Source organism: Paenibacillus sp. FW126-R14 (assembly GCF_058789495.1).
On the sequence record NZ_JBYTBS010000072.1, the window covers coordinates 1 to 18,142 of the forward strand.

Here is an 18,142-nt window from a genome sequence, read left to right on the forward strand (position 1 = left end):
ACACGACCGTTAAGCCCTCCAGCGTCGATGGTACTTGAACCGCAGGGTTCTGGGAGAGTAGAACGTTGCCAAGCACATAATCAAAAGAAGAGCCTTATGAGGAGATATTCTCGTAAGGTTCTTTTTTGCGTTCAATTGCCCCAGTCTATCAGAAACCGCAGATGCTCGAATTAACAATAACTGGGAGAATACTTAGGTCTTCTAGCATAGCGAACGTGTACTATACCTAATATTGATAAGAAACTGTATAGTAACTATAATATAGTTTTCCAAAATTTATAAAAACCGCTTTCAAGATGGTCGATATTACAAAAGACTAAAAAAATAGATAAAGGGGGAAAAGGAGAAGAAAGAAGCGAGATACAGGATAAGAAACATATCATTCCACAACTACTAAGCTAGATGAGGAGGTGAACTTACGCATCACCTAGGAAATGGTACTTTATAACTAATTATACTTTTATATTAAATCAGAATATTAATTATTAGGAAATTCCTATTTACTAGGGGGAGAGTTTTGATGACGCTTCTTGATAACCAAACATACACGAAAAGATTTGAACATGAAGTGGGTATATCCAGAGAGATTATTCAAGCTGCTCAAGCAAAATCAGAGTTATACGGTCCAAAATGTTGTTCCAGACAAATTGCGAAGCGTTACGAGGGCATCAATTTGAAAAGAATAAATGCCAGAAACCAGATTCTGATGGAAATTCTACAAAATCAACATGCTTGCATGCCTAACTTCTCATTCTTTGAGTATTTGCTGTTTATTACAGATACTCATGGTTTAACTCTGTGGATCAATGGGAGCAATAATTTGCTTCCTATGATAGAGACGAGAAGAAATATTGGTATTGGCGCCTCTTTTGCCATTTCCAGCGCTGGAACGAATGCTGTTGCTTTATGCACAGAGCTACAAAGGGCGGTATATGTTCAAGGTAACGATCACTACCTGGAGTTCATGAAGGGTTGGAATTCATTAGCTATGCCTATTCGCAATTTTAATAAGAACATAGTTGGAACAGTAGGCATCTTAACGGAACATCATGTACCAGGTACTTATATTCTTCCTTGTATTGAAATGATTGCTTCATCGCTAGAAAACGAATTTAAGAAATATGAATCGATAGGCACTGCGAGGGGATTAGAGGAACTGGTTCAAGAGCGTCTTGATCAGTATAAACTAACGCCAAGAGAAATCGAAATCGCCAACTATTGGATATTAGACTATGATTGCAAACAAATTTCTAAACTGATAGGTATTAGTGAGAATACCGTCAGAGTGTATATAAACAAAATTAACTCCAAAGTAAAGGTAAATTCTAAAGCTTCTCTAATTTTAAGAGCATTTGGCGCAATATAGTATTTTGATTAACACTCATTTTAAGGTGCGACCGATTTTATTATAGTACAAAAGTTCTAATGTATATGCATTATTTACAAATATATGGACTAATTTAGATAATTATTGTCGAAACAAATATAAAATTGTCGCAAAAAAGTGAGTGAGCAAGGTGGTGAGAGAACGAAGCTTTATTGCAACATCGAGGAGAGGAGGTTTCTTCATTCGCATAGCGCTGCTGGGCATAGTTATATTTTAATCCGATGATGAGGTGAGGAAATGATACTAACAGACGCAAAGCTTATCCTGAAAAAAGCAAGTACTGTTGTTATTCTGTTTATGCTGTCCGGCTTGCTAGGGTCAATCCCTTTGTTCGCAAACACTCCGCATGCTTACGCTGCAACCGTCAGTGTAAGCACAATGACTGACGCTGTATTTTTCGGCGTATGGGATGGAGCGAAGGGGCAATGGTCAATTGTCGGCAAGCTGAATTATGACGATTTTCCAGGGTTAGCCCCGGTACAAGCGAGTGTGAAGGCCGGGAATTACGAACAGGCCAAGACGGACCTGCTGAACTATTATAAATATCGAACTATTCGAACTGTTCCAGGAGTCAGCAACACAACGGATATGACGAAAGATACCAATGAAATCAAAGGCATGCTTGACCACATTGCTAAAGGCGAGGCTTCCTCCGGCGGTATTGCCTCATATCCAAGCTACTGGGAAGCTGGCGGGAGGACCGGAAGTTGGGTGAAGGCCTACCATCGGTTGAAAAACAGCCCTGCCATGAATACGGAGGCCAACACGGATATTCTGAAAACGTTCTGGCTGACAGAAAATTATTTGGGCAATGGCTTTTACGGTCATGGCAACCACGCAACGTTTACCGTAGAGGGTTCTTATTTCACGGCGCTCTATTTCCCTGAGTTCACGGCATCTCCCGTTTGGTTATCCAATGTCAAGAAAAATATAAACCATTTAGTCTCGACACTGACTTACAGCGACGGAGCCTATCAAGAATCCAGCGATATGTACACCATTATTCCCATAGGAGATTTTTCGCGAATAAGAGATTTTGGATCCGCAAACGGAGATACTATCGATGGCATCGATAAAACCATTCACGAGATGATTAAATACTTAACCGACATCTCGTTCCCTAACGGTCGCGGGATCAATTTAGGAGACAGCTATTATACCAATTATAGGAGTACGCATCTCCGGTATTACGAAACGCCGCCTAACTACACGTCCATTCTATATCCAGTAGGTAAAATTGCCTCGATGCGGAGTGGTTGGTTGCCGAATGACCGGCATTTGACGACGAATCTTAAACAAGATACGCAGCATAGGCACCCCGACGACAACGCCATCACCTATTATGCCTATGGCAGGCCCCTACTGATTGATCCGGGTAAATACAATTACAGCAACAATCCGGTTTCCAATTGGCTGCGTTTTTCAACCGAGTCGCATAATACGATTGAAATTAACGATACCGCTCAAAATCTGGCAGAAGGCTGGTTCAGAGATTGGACAGATAATAGGAAATTTAGTTTTGTTACTGGCGTTACCCACAATGTGCCTGGATTCACGCATGCTAGGGAGACGCTATTCCTGAAATCGTCGTTCTCTATTGTTTCGGACTATGTGCAGGCCCCTTTGGGAACAAACAAGTACCAACAAACCTGGCATTTCACGGATAAGGCTAATCCGACGTTGGATGCAGCCGCCAAAAAAACAAGCACCAGGTTTAGTGATGCCAATCTACAAGTCGTTCCGGCAGATCCCGATCAATTGACGGCTACGCTCGATGACGGCTATTACGCCGAAAATGAGGGATCATATACTACCGTCAAGTACACTTCCTATACGAAAAACGTACCCGGAGATATTTCTTTCGATACGATCTTGTATCCGACCCAGAGTGGGGAAACTCGCGACATCAAGGTTAGCCGGCTTGGTATTGCGCCGTCCGTTCCGGCGACTGTCGCCAGTTCGCTGAAGATCGATAATATCGCAGAAGCGGGAACCTCGGGCTATTATTACTTGTCACACGAAGAAGATCCCCGGTATACGCGCAGTTTCGACACGTTTACATTTGACGGGAAGCTGGCCTACGCTGAGAAAAAAAGCAATGGGACGATCAAATCCGCCATCCTGAAATCGGGTACGACACTCAAGAACAGCGGCACCGATCTCATTGCTTCCAAAATGGTCGTGAGCGATATGTCCGTCGATTGGAATGGGACCGCTGTAGAGATTAACGGATCCAATCTGGTTGCCGCAAGCGACCCCGGCGCCGTTTCGGCGATTGCGATTCGCGCTCCTGGCGCCACGACCGTTAAGCTAAATGGCGCTGCGTTATCGGGTTTTACAGTTTCAGGAGACTATATTTACGCCGTTGGCGTGTCCTCCATGGATTCATCCAAAACGCTGGTCAGCAAGGATTTGGGAGCGGGGAATACGGGGGCCAGAACGATAGAATTCGATCTGATTCCGACTGCAGACCGAAGCGGGGGCATTATTGGCTATACGGGACAATCCATGGCGGCAAATGACGTCGCGGATTTGCCGATCCGGCTCAGACTTAATGAGAACGGTTATTTCGAAGCTTGGGATGGAACGAAGTATGCGAAAGTGTCATCCTTAGCCTACGAAAAGGGAGCGACCTATCATGTCACCATACAGGCATACCTTTTCGCGAAGAAGTATAACTTGTACATCGCGCCTAAGGATAAGCCTGAAGTTCAGATCGCCGATCAGTTCGCATTGCAAGCGAGAGATGGGGAATTATCGGATATCGGGACACTGGCTATGCAGAGTCCGTTGAGCGATCAATACCGCATATATAACCATGACATCCGGGAAGCTGAATATTACGAGATCCCCGTGTCGGATGATGCAACTGTGTATACGAATTTCTTGACAAGGAATCAAGGGGGCGCAAATACGCTGGAGCTGAAAAACAATAGCCCTCACGGCGCTCGTAATATTTTACTCCGGTTCGATTTGAGGTATCCTGCTGTCTTTACGCCAGAATTTTCACAACTGGAATTGACTGCTGCTTCTGAAGGGAATCAAACACATCAAATCCAGACGCTCAATGGCGACTCATGGAAGGAAGGGACAGTTACCTATGGCACCATGCCTGCTGCGGGAAAAGTCTTTTCCTCCTGGAAGATGCCTCCTGCTGAGAAGTCCGTAAATATTGATCTTCAGACGCAAGTTGCGGCAGAATTGGCTGGGGACAAACAGTTAAGCCTGATGATATCTTCCCAGACAATCACCGGCGACTCTTCTCAGTTCTATTACGCCAAGGAACGAGGTATATTTAGAAGATATGCCAAAGTCAACGCATACCCAAAACGTCTGATACCCGTAGCCAGCGTAGAAGCACCTGTCATGTCTGCCTTAACATTAAACGGTAAAACACAATTAAGCATCGGGCAGGAAGATCGGATTGTTGCGCAAGCTGTATACGACAATAGCGGTATGACCGAACTTGCAAACGGCGTAACGTTTCGCAGTACAGTTCCATCCGTAGCTGTCGTTAATGCGCAAGGATTGGTCAGCGCGCTTCAAGTGGGCACGACGGTAATTGAAGCCACTTATGGGGAATTCATGGATCGTTACAGGCTTACGGTGACTGGGGTCACTACTGTAGAACCGCTAGGCAATGCGACAGAGCCGAATAGATCGGAGAATCCATCCATAGAATCGCCAAGCGCTGAGCCAGAGACGGCTCCGGTCGTGCCGACAAACCCCAAACACACCGAGCCCGTGAGGCTTGAGCTGTTCAATCACAATTATGTAAAGACGCAATTCCTAAGAACTGGTCCGCAGATGTCATCCATACTTCCACGGCGATCGGCAACTTTTAGATCGTGAATGGTTAAGCAGAAAGTTAAGGAGAATTTGAAGAAGTTTTACTAAGAGAGGTATTCTGTAAAGTAGGGAAACCTGCTATATGGAATACCTCTTTTTTTCACAGAATTTATCTATTTTGGTCTGTGTCCACCCTATCGAGGCATCCAAATACGCAAAAGAAACTTGTCATTTTTCACAAAGATGGGATAGAATCAATAAAAACTTTAGAAATTATATTACAATGGGAGAAGACAGAAGTAGGAGTGAGACGAGTGGGAAATACATACGTCCAAATCGGCATGGCGATGCTGAGGACAGGGATTTTGGGATATGGCGGCGGACCGTCGATTGTGCCGTTGATCCGCTATGAAGCAGTGACACGCTTTCAGTGGATGAAAGATGAGGAGTTTATGGAGGTGCTGGCCATAGCGAATGCGCTGCCGGGACCGATTGCAACGAAGCTGGCCGGCTATCTGGGCTATCGGCTCAAGGGTGTAGGGGGAGCGACGATAGGCGTACTTGCCCATATTGTGCCTACCTGTGTGGCGATGGTCGGATTGTATGCGTTTATTCAGTTTTTTAGCACGTCGAAGGTGATCAAGGGGATGATAGCGGCTGTAGTGCCTATCGTAGCTGTGATGCTTGCTGTAATGGCATATGAGTTTGGCGAGAAAGCGGTTAAGGGATTAGGCTGGGCAGCGGGCATTGTTTTCTTCATTATTTCTTTTTTATTGCTGCAGACGTTCTCCGTGCATCCGGCGATTGTTATTTTTATTTTTCTGCTATACGGCTCATTCCATCATAAGCTCAAGGATAAGTGGAAGAAGAAGCGACTGGGGACAGGTGATGACGTATGATGGAATGGTGGCATTTATTCGTCAGCTTCTTTCTATCCAATGTATTTGGATACGGAGGAGGCCCTTCTTCGATACCGCTGATGTATCAGGATATCGTAACGAATCATAATTGGATGACTAGCAGTGAGTTCTCGAATATGCTGGCCTTGGGCAATGCGCTGCCGGGACCGATTGCAACGAAAATCGCCGCGTATGTCGGCTATGAAATCGCCGGATGGATCGGTGTTCTGATTACTGTTGCGGCAACCGTCGTTCCGTCGATTATTGCGCTCATTATTTTACTGAATATGCTGCAGAAATATAAGCAATCGCCTGCGATTAAAGGCATGACGCTGCTTGTGCAGCCCGTGATCGCGATCATGATGGTGCTGGTAACGTGGAGCTCCCTGGTGGAATCGACGAATGAGATCGGATACCTGCAGTTTTTTGGAATTGCCGTGGTTGCTTTCTATCTCATCCAAATGAAAAAGGTTCATCCGGCTTTCGTCATTGTTATCGGTTTCGTGTATGGCGGTATATTTCTTTCATAAGATAATTCGAAAATAGGTAAGAGTTGCTCTGAAAAGTCTGTAAAGACGCTTTGGGGCAGCTCTTTTTTAATTTCCTGTAATCTAAGTTGACATAAATATTGGTGAACAGCACAAAGTTGGAAGCATCTTTCGTGATCTTCCCAAATCTGATGTTATGTTAATTGACGTATAATTCATCTGAACAGTATAGTGGAACAAATGGATAGAAGTATGAAGCGGCAGCAGATCCTTCCTGGGGAAATGCTGCCCTTGCATATACGGTTAGCCGAGGAGGGACGCATCGATTGAACAAAAAGGAGCAATATTCCGTTGAGATGATGGGAATCATCAAGCAGTTTGGCTCTGTTATTGCCAACGATCAAGTCGATTTTGGGGCGAAAGCCGGAGAAGTTCATGCGCTGCTTGGCGAAAACGGTGCCGGCAAAAGCACGATGATGTGCATGCTCTCTGGGGTATACCGTCCAACGTATGGAGAAATTCACATCCGCGGTGAAAAGGTGCGCATACGTTCGCCGAAGGATGCCATGCGTCTTGGAATCGGAATGGTGTTTCAGAATTTCCGGCTTGTACAGACTTTGACGGCCGCGGAGAACATTGTGCTAGGGGAATCCTCCTCATTTTGGAGAGGCCCGCGGTGGATGGTTAGGAAGTCGGAGGAGATTGAGGCGATTTCGAATCATTTCGGTCTGCCGTTTCCGGTGGATCGGCCCATCTGGCAGTTATCCGTCGGCGAGCAGCAGCGCGTTGAAATTGTGAAGACGTTGTATCGCGGCGCCGACTTCATTATTTTGGATGAGCCGACATCGGTGTTGACGCCGGGGGAGGCGGAGCAGTTGTTCGAAACGCTGAACCGCATGAAGCAGGAAGGCAAGACCGTCATTATGACGACGCATAAGCTGAAAGAGGTCATGTTCGTTTCGGATCGGATCTCTGTGATGCGCAAAGGGAAGATGATCGCGTCGATGGCGAAGTCGGAGACGAACGAGCGTGATTTGGCGCAGCTGATGGTTGGCCAAGAGGGCGTACACAACCGCACAATCAAGAGAGAGAAACCGCAAGGCAGCGCCATGCTCGTGGTTAAAGGCCTGAATGTGCATGGAGGCCATGGGCGCAAGGTGCTGGACGGGCTTCATTTTCAACTGAAGGCAGGGGAGATTGTCGGGGTGGCCGGCGTATCCGGCAACGGACAGAAGGAGCTTGCGGAAGTGTTGACGGGTCTCCGCCAGTGGAAAGACGGCGAGATTCGTTTTGACGGCAAGCCGCTACAAAACGGTTCGGTGCGCGGAGCTATCGGGCAAGGCATCGCCCATGTGCCGGAAAACAGGATGAAGAGCGGACTCGCAGGGAGCCTGGGCGCCGTCGACAACCTGCTCTTCAAAACGTATCGCGCTCCGGAGCGCTCACGCTTCGGGCTGCTTCGCACAGGGAGCAACCGGAGCTGGTCGCAAAAGCTCATCGAGCTTTTTGACGTAAAAACGCCGGGAATCGATGCTCCTGTTCAGTTCTTGTCGGGAGGCAATCAACAGAAGCTGCTGCTCGCCAGAGAGATTGATCTCGAACCGAAGCTGATGGTTGCCGTACACCCCACGCAAGGGCTCGATGTAGGCGCAACCGCCGGTGTGCATGCCCTGCTGGAGGATTTGCGCAAGAAGGGAAGGTCCGTGCTGCTCATATCGGAAGATCTGGATGAGGTCTTGCAGCTGTCTGACCGGATTCTGGTCATGTACGGCGGGCGCATCGTAGGTGATATTCCTCGAGAAGAAGCGACCCGTGAGCATTTGGGGATGCTGATGGCGGGATCAGAGAAGGAGGATGCAGGATGAGCGAGCAGCAAACGGCTGGAACCATTCCGACCGAGACGAAAAATATCAAGCGGGAATCGGGCGTTCGACTGCCGTACCGGTTCGAGATTGACCCTGCGGGTCGGGAAAACCCATGGTGGATAACGATTGTATCCATCGTTTTGGCGCTTGCCGCTTGCGGGATTTTTATAGCTTTGAACGGCATGAACCCGATTATGGTGTATGGCAAAATGCTGAAAGGGGCCTTCGGTTCTTCCTTCGGCCTGACGGAGACGTTGGTTAAAGCCATTCCGCTGCTGCTCTGCGGCTTGGGAGTATCGATCGCGTACCGGATTTCCGTGTGGAACATCGGGGCCGAGGGACAGTTTTTGGCCGGCGCGATGGCGGCAACGGCGGTAACGATTTATTTTCCGCATTTGCCGATGTATATGTCGATTCCTCTCATGGTCGTGGCAAGTATCGCAGCGGGCGGACTATGGGGGTTGTTGACGGCGATCCCTAGGATCTACTTCCAAGTCAATGAACTGATCACCTCGCTTATGCTGAATTATGTAGCTTTGCTTGGCTTGAATTATGCCGTTTTCGGTCCATGGAAAGACCCGAAGGGCTTCAACTTCCCGGGTTCGCCGATGTTCACGGCGGCGCAGTCGTTACCCACTTTTGGCGCTTCGCGGCTCCATTGGGGCATCCTTTTTGCCATCATCGGGGTGCTGCTCTATGCTTTCGTCATACGTTATACCCGCTGGGGCTACGAGCTTCGTCTAATTGGAGCCAACGCGGAGGCGGCGCGGAATGCAGGCATACGGATCTCTCGACATGTGATGGTCGTCATGATCATTAGCGGAGGTCTGGCCGGAATTGCCGGCATGGGGGAAGTTTCCGGGGTGGCGCACCGTCTGATGTACGGGATATCTCCGGGATATGGATACACGGCTATTATTGTGGCATGGCTGGCAAAGCTGAACCCGCTTAGTCTGGTGGTTTCGTCGGTGCTTTTTAGCGGACTTATTGTCGGTGGGTATAGCGTGCAAACGATCGGCCTTCCGTCCTCGATTTCGTCGATGATTCAAGGAGCGATTTTGTTTTTCCTGATTGCAGGAGGCCTGGCTGGGAAATTTCGCATACGCCGCAATAGTTGAGCAAGCTGGGAGCTGAGAGTGCTTTTTGCATCGATGTTAATGGAGAGGGGCTGAGAAGTGATGGAGATCATTACGCAAATAATCGTTTCAGCTATTTCGTCGGGAACTCCGCTGCTTCTAGCCGTGTTGGGCGGGATTCTCATTGAGAGATCCGGCATTACCCAATTAGGCGCCGAAGGGCTTATGCTGATGGGAGCGGTAACCTCATGTCTGCTGTATATACATACCGGAAATTTGCTATGGACGATCCTCGCCGTACTTGCCGTGAGCGGAATGCTGGGGGGGCTGCACGGGGTTCTTTGTGTTTCCCTGCATGCCAATCAGGTGGTCTGCGGGCTGGCGATGACGATATTCGGTACGGGGCTTAGCGCCTATTTGGGGAAGCCGGTTAGCGGACAGCCGTTGGTTGGGGCGGTGCCGAAGCTTCATTTGACCTGGCTGGAGAGTGTGCCTCTCTTTGGGAAAATCTTTGCTCATATGGATCTGTTCACTTGGTTTAGCTTTGTGCTGGTGATCGTGATGCATCTATTCCTCCATCGCACCTCGTGGGGGCTGCATCTGAGAGCGGTGGGGGATAATCCCGCAACCGCCGACGTTATGGGAATTCCAGTGGTCGCGATTCGCTACGGCTGTATCATCATCGGCTCGATGCTGATCGGTCTTGGCGGAGCGGATCTGCTGCTCGTGTACACGCCAACGTGGAATGAAGGGATGACGTCAGGACGTGGATGGATCGCAGTGGCGCTAATCATATTCGCCAGATGGAACCCGATTCGCGCTTTGGTGTGCGCGTATTTCTTCGGGGTGCTCGACATTCTGGGGTTCCGTGTCCAGCTGATTGGCAGTCATATTCCTTCGTACTTTCTGAAAATGATACCTTACATCGTGACCATACTGGTGTTGATGTTCTTAGGCTGGCGCAGCCGCAATAAGCCGTCCGGCGCCCCTGAGGCGCTCGGCGTTCCTTATATTCGGGAGCAGAGGCTGTAAGGTGAACAATTTTGCTGAACGTTACAAAATAAAAAAGCCGTTAGGGAGAGTTTCTTTATCCCCTAGCGGCCTTTTTTTGTAATTTCACAAAAAAAATTACGGATGTTATGAAAGTTTACAAACTTCTTTCATATAAATTGACCCATAGGGATGGCGCCAGTACAATGAAACAAATCTTGAACATGAATGTTAACATTTATGACGTTGGCGAGGTGAACGGTAATGACGCAAACGCTGCAGCAAGTGAATGAAATGACACAAGAAGGGTTTGTCGATGCCTTCGGTCCCTTGTTCGAACACTCCCCTTGGGTAGCGGAGCGTGCGTGGAGTTCGAGGCCTTTTGCAACCATACAGGACCTGATCTCCAGCCTGGAACGAGAGGTATGGCGTGCCCATCAACAAGAGCAGTTGGCGCTGCTTCGAGCGCACCCTGATTTGGGAACGCGCGTTCGAATGACGGAGCATTCCGTACAGGAGCAAGCGGGAGCCGGTCTAAACCAGCTTTCACCGGAAGAATATGAGTTGTTTCTTCAGCTAAACAAGCGGTATACGGAGGCTTTTCAGTTTCCGTTCATCATGGCAGTTAAGGGTCAGACCAAGGAAACGATACGCGAAGCGCTTAGTCAGCGGATTCATCGAGAGGTGAAGGAAGAGCTGGTCATGGCTTTGCAGGAGGTTTGCAAAATCGGGCGGTTTCGTCTGGAGGCATTGTTAGTCAACGCAGCGGAGGGGAAAGCGATGAAGAACGGATCAGAGAGAATCATGTACTACGGAAAAGGCGACGTATGGGTATACAGGTCCTATGCCAAGCCGCTTACGAATCTAACGTTAATTCCTGAATCGGGTTTTGTCGGACGAGACAATGTGCTGTTCGGTATGAATATTAAGGTGGCGGTTAGCGGAGAAAAGTTTTTCACTTCTTTCACGGAAGGCGATAACACGTTGGTGGTGGCCACGGACTCCATGAAAAATTTCATTCTGCGCAAAGCGGGAGAATATGAAGGCGCAACGGCCGAAGGGTTTCTGGCATTCGCAAGCCGTAAGTTCCTAGAGACTTATCCACAGATGACCGGCGTGAAAATGACGGCCGACCAAGTTGCTTTCGATGTCCTGCCGGTACCTGGAGCCGAAGGTTTCGAGAACGGTCATTTGGTATACCGGTATTCGCAAAATGAGCATCCGACAGCCAAGGTGGAAATGGCGCGAACGGAAGAGGGGATCGCCGTTGTGGAGTATGAAGGCGGTATTGCCGATCTGAAGCTGATCAAGGTAAAAGGCAGTTCATTCGCAGGCTTCGTACGAGATGAGTATACGACGCTTCCGGAATCGTATGACCGCCCGTTATTTATTTTTCTGGATATGGCTTGGAGCTATGAAGAAGTGGAGGATGCGCTGGACTCGGATCGGGGCCGTTATGTGGCTTCCGAGCAAATTCGGGATATTGCGCATACCGTTTTTCACGAACAGCATTCCCCTTCGATCCAAAATCTCATCTACCGCATCGGGCAGCGGGCGTTACTAAGGTTTCCGCAGCTAAAAGAGATTCGGTTTGAATCCAATAACCGTACATGGGAAACGATTCTGGAGCAAGCCTCGGCAGGTGAAGGAAAGGTGTTTACTGAGCCTAGACCGCCGTACGGATTTCAAGGCTTTTCGATGACAAAGCGTGACCTGGAGGGCCTATGAGCGCTGGACTAACGACGCACGTTCTGGATATCAGTCAAGGTAAACCTGCGAAAGCTGTACGCATTGAGCTGTACCGTCTTCAAGAAGGGTGGTCGGACCTGCTGAGCGAAGTCGTCACGAATGAGGACGGCCGGCTGCCGGGTCCGCTGTTAAGCGGGGAAGATTTTACGCCTGGTACGTATGAACTGGTCTTTCATGTCGGCGAATATTTTCGGGAAGCCGGCATCCAGCTGGCCGACCCGCCTTTTCTGGATCAAGTGCCGATCCGGTTCGGCGTTGCGGCGGCAGACAGCCATTATCACGTCCCTCTGTTAATTGCGCCATGGGGATATAACACATACAGAGGCAGCTAGCGATTGGTGACAAGCGCTGCTATATCAAAGCTTCCGGGGAGGAATTTCGGATGGATAACCATTTTGACCTCGTGATTCGCAATGGAAACGTCGTTCTCATAGATGAAGTCCGGCGGATAGACATCGGTATTCGTGGCGGTAAAATTGCCGCACTTGGTGAAAACCTCATGTGCGCGGAGCATACGCCTGTCTATGATGCAGAGCGCCTGCATGTTCTGCCTGGCATGGTCGATGCGCATGTTCATTTCAATGAGCCCGCGCTCGGTCACTGGGAGGGGTTTGCGACAGGTTCTGCGGCGCTCGCAGCCGGAGGATGTACGACTTATATCGATATGCCGCTGAATGGCGTTCCTCCTACGGTAAGAGTTAGCGCGCTTGATAGGAAGTTGGCGGCGGCTGAAGGACAATCCTTGGTCGATTATGCGCTGTGGGGCGGATTGGTTCCCGGCAATGCCGGCGATCTGCAAGGATTGGCGGAGGCCGGAGTCATCGGATTCAAAGCCTTCATGTCCTGTCCCGGCGGAGAAGGGGAAGATATTTTCGCCGAGGCTGACGATCAAACACTCTTCACAGGGATGCAGGAGATAGCCCGCTTGGGGCTTGTGCTCGCCCTTCATGCCGAAAGCGAGGAGATCGTGTCCAAGCGAGCCGCCAAGGCTCAGGAAGAAGGCAGGCGGGGAGCGCTCGACTTCGTGGACACGAGGCCGATTGAGGCGGAACTGGAAGCGGTGAAGCGTGCGCTGCGCTACGCAGAACAAACGGGCTGCAAGCTGCACTTCGTGCACATCTCCAGCGCGGAAGGCGTGGAGGCCATCGCCGAAGCGAAGGCCAAAGGGCTGGACGTTACGGTAGAAACGTGCCCGCATTATTTGGCGCTGACCAGCGAGGATTTGGCACAGCTGGGTCCGGTTGCGAAGTGCGCGCCTCCGCTGCGCACGGCGGGAGATCAAAACCGGCTGTGGGCGGAGCTCCTGGCCGGACGGCTCGACATTCTCGCTTCGGATCATTCCCCATGCCCAACGTCGATGAAGCAGGGGGATTTCTTCGAAGCGTGGGGCGGCATCTCCGGGGCGCAGAGCTCCATGGAGCTGATGCTGGATGAAGGGCATCTCCGCAGAAATGTGCCGCTGCCCGAACTGTCGAGGATGCTGTCGCTTGAGCCTGCCAAGCGTTTTGGCTTGTATCCTCGCAAGGGAGCTATTGCTGTCGGAGCGGATGCCGACTTGGCTTTGGTAGATTTGAACGGCTTCTATACGCTGCAGGCGAATGATCTGCTTTACCGCCACAAGCATAGTCCCTACGTGGGGCGGACGTTCGAATGCCGTGTGAAAGCGACCTTTTGCCGTGGAAGAAAGGTGTATGAGCTTGGCGAAGGTGTTGCCTCTCTTGCTGAAGGGGCGTGGTTGCGTCCCGCAGTTATCGCTGGGGGTGGAGGTGGCGGCGGTGGCTAAACGGATACCGAATTCACAAGACCTGCTTGCTCAATTCGGCGAGCGGATGCTGGAAGTGTTGGAGGAGCTTTCCTCGTATGGAGCAGATCCGGAGGGGGGAGTGACCCGGCTGCTTTACACAGAGCCTTGGCTGCAAGCGCAGCATGCGCTTGTTAGTAAAATGCAGCAGCTGGGGTTGGAAGCCGCTTTTGATGCGGTTGGCAATGTGTTTGGGAAATTGTCAGGCAGCCAGACTGCCTTGAAGCCGGTGCTGACAGGATCGCATGTCGATACGGTCAAAAACGGCGGAAAATACGACGGCGCATACGGCGTCGTCGCCTCCATGATGGCGCTGGGCTATTTGAAGGCGGCGTACGGGAAGCCGAAGCGAACGTTGGAAGCCGTTTCATTCTGTGAAGAAGAGGGAAGCCGTTTCCCGCTGGCTTATTGGGGCTCGGGGCATGTCACGGGCGCAAGGTCATTGGCGCAGGCGGCTGAGCTTGCCGAGCCGGCTGGCGTCACCTTGCTTGAGGCGATGCGGCAAGCGGGCTTCGATGCCGCCGGCTTGGGAGAGCATCCGGCTAAGCGCGAGCAGATTGGCGCATATATCGAGGTTCATATCGAACAAGGTTCCGTCTTGACGTATAAACATAAACAAATTGGCGTTGTTACCGCCATCGTCGGTCAAATTCGATTGACTGTACATGTGACAGGAAGCTCCAATCATGCGGGTACGACCCCGATGACAATGCGCAGGGATGCGCTCGCCGGAGCTGCTGAAATGGTGACGCTAACGGAGCAAATGGCACTTGAAGCGGGAGAGCCGCTCGTTGCTACCGTGGGGCGGTTGGAAGTAAAACGGGGAACCTCGAATGTGGTGCCGGGAGACGTATCGTTTACGCTTGATATCCGGCATACTGACGAGCCTGAGATGCGTACATTCTGTGTAAGGTTGCTAACAAAGCTCGAAGAAATCGCACTGCGAAGAGGGCTTACTATAGAAACGGTTGAAAATTTACAGGCTTCGCCTGTGGCTATGCATGAGGGCCTTTCGACAGCCATCGAAGCGGCTTGTGAAGCAGGCGGCTTTCCAAGTATGCGGCTGCCGAGCGGAGCGGGGCATGATGCTCAGCTGTTCGGGCCTATCTGCCCGTCGGCGATGATCTTCGTGCCGAGCGTGGCGGGCATCAGCCACAGTCCTGCGGAGTTTACGGAAGCCGGCGATCTGGTCGCCGGGTTCCAAACATTGGTTCACGTTTTATACCAATATGGCTATGGGGGAGAAGCAGATGAAATTATATAAGGACTTATCGCCTTCGCTGAGAACGATTATGACTCCCGGACCCGTAGAGGTCGACCCCCGGGTGCTTCGTGCTATGTCCTATCCGATTCTGGGGCAGTTCGATCCGGAATTCACAGAATTGATGAATGAAACGATGGAAATGCTTCGCGAAGTGTTTCAAACGAACAATCAATGGGCTTTCCCGGTAGACGGCACCTCGCGTTCAGGGATTGAAGCCGTGCTTGTCAGTGTGATTGAACCGGGCGATAAGGTGCTTGTTCCAATTTATGGACGCTTCGGTCATCTGCTCGTGGAAATCTCGGAGCGCTGCGGAGCCGAGGTTGTCATGCTGGAGCGGGAGTGGGGCACCGTGTTCGAACCGCAGGAAATCGTCGACGCTATCCGCCGGGAGAAGCCGGACATCGTGGCCATGGTTCACGGCGAAACGTCCACGGGCTGCATCCAACCGTTCGAAGGCATCGGAGCGGCTTGCCGTGAAGCGGACGCGCTGCTCGTTGTGGACGCGGTAGCCACGATCGGCGGCGCCCCGGTAATGACCGATGCATGGCAGCTCGATGCGGTCATCGGCGGGACGCAGAAGTGCCTGTCCGTCCCTTCCGGCCTGTCGCCCATCACCTATAACGAACGCGTCGAAGCCAAGGTGCTGCGCCGCAAGACGATCGAACGGGGGCTGCGCGAGCAAGGGGCGGAGGTGTCCGGCAGGAAGCCGGTGGCGAGCAACTATTTTGACCTTGGCATGCTGCAGGACTACTGGAGCCCGAAGCGGCTCAATCATCACACGGAAGCGACGTCGATGCTCTACGCCTTGCGGGAAGGGCTGCGGCTGGTCCTGCAGGAGGGGCTTGAGGAGCGGTTCAAGCGTCATAAACGGCATGAGGCGGCATTGGTCGCCGGCCTGGAGGCTATGGGACTGAAGCTGTATGGGAATCCGGACTGCAAGCTTCCGGTCGTAACCTGCATCCTCATCCCCGAGGGCTTAGACGGAGAAGCTGTCCGTTCCATGCTGCTGAACACGTTCGGGATTGAAATCGCCAGTTCTTTCGGACCGCTCAAAGGTCAAATCTGGCGAATCGGCACGATGGGCTTCAGCTGCAATCAGAAAAACGTGCTTCATGTACTCGGCGCTCTCGAGGCTGTTCTCCTCTGGCACGGTGCCGAATTCAACGCAGGCAAAGCGCTGCAAGCAGCTTTACGCCAATATGCTCATGCAGAGGAGAAACAGCCATGTTGAACATCATGCCGCGAGCGGAACATGTGATGGTTGCCACGCCGCATTATTTGGCGAGCAGTGTAGGAAGTGGGATTTTACAGCAGGGAGGCAGCGCTTTTGACAGCGCGATTGCGATTAGTGCGGCGCTGGGTGTCGTTTATCCGCATATGACGGGCATCGGCGGGGACGCTTTTTTCCTGATGTATGACGCAGCAACAGGCACCTATACGGGCTTTAACGGGAGCGGGAAGTCTGCAGCGCAGGCGACGCCTGATTTTTACCGGGCCAAAGGCTTGCAAGCGATTCCGCAGAGAGGGGTTCTGAGCGCGATCACCGTGCCGGGCATGGTAGATGCCTGGTGGCAGGTGTGGGAGAAGTACGGCAGGCTGCCTTGGGAGAAGCTGCTGGAGCCTGCGATTGCCTATGCCGAAAAAGGGTTCCCGATCTCGCGCAATTTACGCTTTTGGATGAAGAAGGATGAAGCGTTCATACGGGCTTCCGAACAGCTTAGCGCGCTATATATGGCCGGCGGTGAGCTTTTAAATGAAGGAGATCGTCTGGTTCAGAAAGAGCTGGCTGAGACGCTTCGCCGGATTGCGCGGGAGGGGCGGGATGCCTTTTATAAGGGCGATGTCATGAAAAATATGGTGGAGAGCATTCAGCAGGATGGCGGCTTGCTGCAGGAGGAGGACTTCCGGCAGTATGCCGGAGAATGGGTGAAACCGCTCTCCACCACGTATCGCGGGTATGACATTTATCAAATGCCGCCGAACTCGCAAGGATTCACCGCGCTGATGATGATGAATATGCTGGAGCATATAGAGGTAAGCGCGATTCCCAGAGCTTCAGCCAACTTTTATCATATCATGTCGGAAGTCATTAAAAAGGCGTTTAAAGACCGCGATCTGTACTTAACCGATCCCCATTTCCGGGAGATCCCGCTGGAGCGGCTGCTGTCTAAGGCTTATGCCAAGGAACTCTGGCAGACTATCCAAGAGGCACCGTTCAAGGCAAGCGAACACTTATCTCCGGCGATCGGCCAGGATACGGCTTATGCGGCGGTTGTTGACGGGGAAGGCAATTCGGTTTCTTTCATTCAAAGCTTATATTTCGACTTTGGCGCTGCCTATGTGCCGGGCGATTCGGGAATCATTTTGCAAAACCGGGGCTCCTTTTTCTCGTTGGACCCTGCTTGTGCGAATGTGCTGGAGCCTCAAAAAAGGTCGTTTCATACGTTAATGCCGGCGATGGTCGGCAAAGCGGGCAAGCCTTACATGCTGTTTGGCACACAAGGCGGAGAAGGGCAGCCGCAAACGCAGCTTTCCATTCTGACCGGCGTGCTGGACTATGGGCTGTCGATTCAAGAAGCTATATCACTGCCCCGTTGGGTATACGGGCGCACATGGGGAGAAGATGGGGACGCTTTGAAGCTCGAACATCGATTGGATGATCAGGTCTATGCCCGCCTCAAAAAATGGGGACACCGGGTTGAGCCCGTGAATCCTTGGGATGGCATTATGGGGCAAGCCCAAGGGATTGTTCTTGATGAGCGAGGCTTTCTGAGCGGCGCTGCGGATCCGCGGGGTGACGGTTTAGCAATCGGCTGGTAAAACGATGATGCCAT

General features: G+C 51.1%; 13 protein-coding genes. All 13 read left to right on the forward strand.

The features are described 5' to 3' along the window. Positions 1-520 precede the first annotated feature (520 nt). Positions 521-1,366 carry a helix-turn-helix transcriptional regulator gene (locus tag AC3WRW_RS29455; RefSeq protein ID WP_492549777.1) on the forward strand — a complete coding sequence of 282 codons (846 nt, stop codon included), beginning with the start codon at positions 521-523 and terminating at the stop codon, positions 1,364-1,366. A gap of 258 nt (positions 1,367-1,624) precedes the next feature. Further along, positions 1,625-5,239, forward strand: a complete 3,615-nt coding sequence (locus AC3WRW_RS29460; RefSeq protein WP_492549778.1) for a heparinase II/III family protein — start codon at positions 1,625-1,627, stop codon at positions 5,237-5,239. 242 nt (positions 5,240-5,481) lie between these two features. Next, the gene (gene chrB / locus AC3WRW_RS29465; RefSeq protein ID WP_492549779.1) at positions 5,482-6,075 is read left to right on the forward strand and encodes a chromate efflux transporter ChrB; all 594 of its coding nucleotides are present in this window, start codon (positions 5,482-5,484) and stop codon (positions 6,073-6,075) included. Further along, on the forward strand, positions 6,072-6,605 hold the full coding sequence (gene chrA, locus AC3WRW_RS29470) for a chromate efflux transporter ChrA (RefSeq protein ID WP_492549780.1): 534 nt from the start codon (positions 6,072-6,074) through the stop codon (positions 6,603-6,605). The genes chrB and chrA overlap by 4 nt, the downstream gene beginning before the upstream one ends. Positions 6,606-6,919: 314 nt before the next feature. Further along, positions 6,920-8,428 carry an ABC transporter ATP-binding protein gene (locus tag AC3WRW_RS29475; RefSeq protein ID WP_492549803.1) on the forward strand — a complete coding sequence of 503 codons (1,509 nt, stop codon included), beginning with the start codon at positions 6,920-6,922 and terminating at the stop codon, positions 8,426-8,428. Further along, positions 8,425-9,546: an ABC transporter permease gene (locus tag AC3WRW_RS29480; RefSeq protein WP_492549781.1), complete on the forward strand. Its 1,122-nt coding sequence runs from the start codon at positions 8,425-8,427 to the stop codon at positions 9,544-9,546. Before AC3WRW_RS29475 ends, AC3WRW_RS29480 begins: the two co-directional genes overlap by 4 nt. Before the next feature lie 60 nt (positions 9,547-9,606). Next, positions 9,607-10,536 (forward strand): ABC transporter permease, encoded by a 930-nt coding sequence (locus AC3WRW_RS29485; protein ID WP_492549782.1) that lies wholly within the window; start codon positions 9,607-9,609, stop codon positions 10,534-10,536. 222 nt (positions 10,537-10,758) lie between these two features. Next, positions 10,759-12,222, forward strand: a complete 1,464-nt coding sequence (pucL, locus tag AC3WRW_RS29490) for a factor-independent urate hydroxylase (protein ID WP_492549783.1) — start codon at positions 10,759-10,761, stop codon at positions 12,220-12,222. Then, positions 12,219-12,575, forward strand: a complete 357-nt coding sequence (gene uraH / locus AC3WRW_RS29495; protein WP_492549784.1) for a hydroxyisourate hydrolase — start codon at positions 12,219-12,221, stop codon at positions 12,573-12,575. The genes pucL and uraH overlap by 4 nt, the downstream gene beginning before the upstream one ends. A 50-nt stretch (positions 12,576-12,625) precedes the next feature. Beyond that, complete coding sequence (locus tag AC3WRW_RS29500; RefSeq protein ID WP_492549785.1) at positions 12,626-14,026, forward strand: allantoinase; 1,401 nt, start codon at positions 12,626-12,628, stop codon at positions 14,024-14,026. Further along, complete coding sequence (locus AC3WRW_RS29505) at positions 14,019-15,308, forward strand: Zn-dependent hydrolase (protein ID WP_492549786.1); 1,290 nt, start codon at positions 14,019-14,021, stop codon at positions 15,306-15,308. The genes AC3WRW_RS29500 and AC3WRW_RS29505 overlap by 8 nt, the downstream gene beginning before the upstream one ends. Continuing rightward, positions 15,295-16,539, forward strand: coding sequence for a pyridoxal-phosphate-dependent aminotransferase family protein (locus tag AC3WRW_RS29510; RefSeq protein WP_492549787.1), 1,245 nt, complete (start codon positions 15,295-15,297; stop codon positions 16,537-16,539). The genes AC3WRW_RS29505 and AC3WRW_RS29510 overlap by 14 nt, the downstream gene beginning before the upstream one ends. Further along, positions 16,533-18,128 (forward strand): gamma-glutamyltransferase, encoded by a 1,596-nt coding sequence (gene ggt / locus AC3WRW_RS29515; RefSeq protein ID WP_492549788.1) that lies wholly within the window; start codon positions 16,533-16,535, stop codon positions 18,126-18,128. Before AC3WRW_RS29510 ends, ggt begins: the two co-directional genes overlap by 7 nt. Positions 18,129-18,142: the final 14 nt, after the last annotated feature.

Excerpts from the sequence above, each read along its gene's own strand:
- AC3WRW_RS29455 (WP_492549777.1), top strand. The coding sequence starts at position 521 with ATGACGCTTCTTGATAACCAAACATACACGAAAAGATTTGAACATGAA.
- AC3WRW_RS29460 (WP_492549778.1), top strand. The coding sequence starts at position 1,625 with ATGATACTAACAGACGCAAAGCTTATCCTGAAAAAAGCAAGTACTGTT.
- chrA (WP_492549780.1), top strand. The coding sequence starts at position 6,072 with ATGATGGAATGGTGGCATTTATTCGTCAGCTTCTTTCTATCCAATGTA.
- AC3WRW_RS29475 (WP_492549803.1), top strand. The coding sequence starts at position 6,920 with ATGATGGGAATCATCAAGCAGTTTGGCTCTGTTATTGCCAACGATCAA.
- AC3WRW_RS29480 (WP_492549781.1), top strand. The coding sequence starts at position 8,425 with ATGAGCGAGCAGCAAACGGCTGGAACCATTCCGACCGAGACGAAAAAT.
- AC3WRW_RS29485 (WP_492549782.1), top strand. The coding sequence starts at position 9,607 with ATGGAGATCATTACGCAAATAATCGTTTCAGCTATTTCGTCGGGAACT.
- pucL (WP_492549783.1), top strand. The coding sequence starts at position 10,759 with ATGACGCAAACGCTGCAGCAAGTGAATGAAATGACACAAGAAGGGTTT.
- uraH (WP_492549784.1), top strand. The coding sequence starts at position 12,219 with ATGAGCGCTGGACTAACGACGCACGTTCTGGATATCAGTCAAGGTAAA.
- AC3WRW_RS29500 (WP_492549785.1), top strand. The coding sequence starts at position 12,626 with ATGGATAACCATTTTGACCTCGTGATTCGCAATGGAAACGTCGTTCTC.
- AC3WRW_RS29510 (WP_492549787.1), top strand. The coding sequence starts at position 15,295 with ATGAAATTATATAAGGACTTATCGCCTTCGCTGAGAACGATTATGACT.
- ggt (WP_492549788.1), top strand. The coding sequence starts at position 16,533 with ATGTTGAACATCATGCCGCGAGCGGAACATGTGATGGTTGCCACGCCG.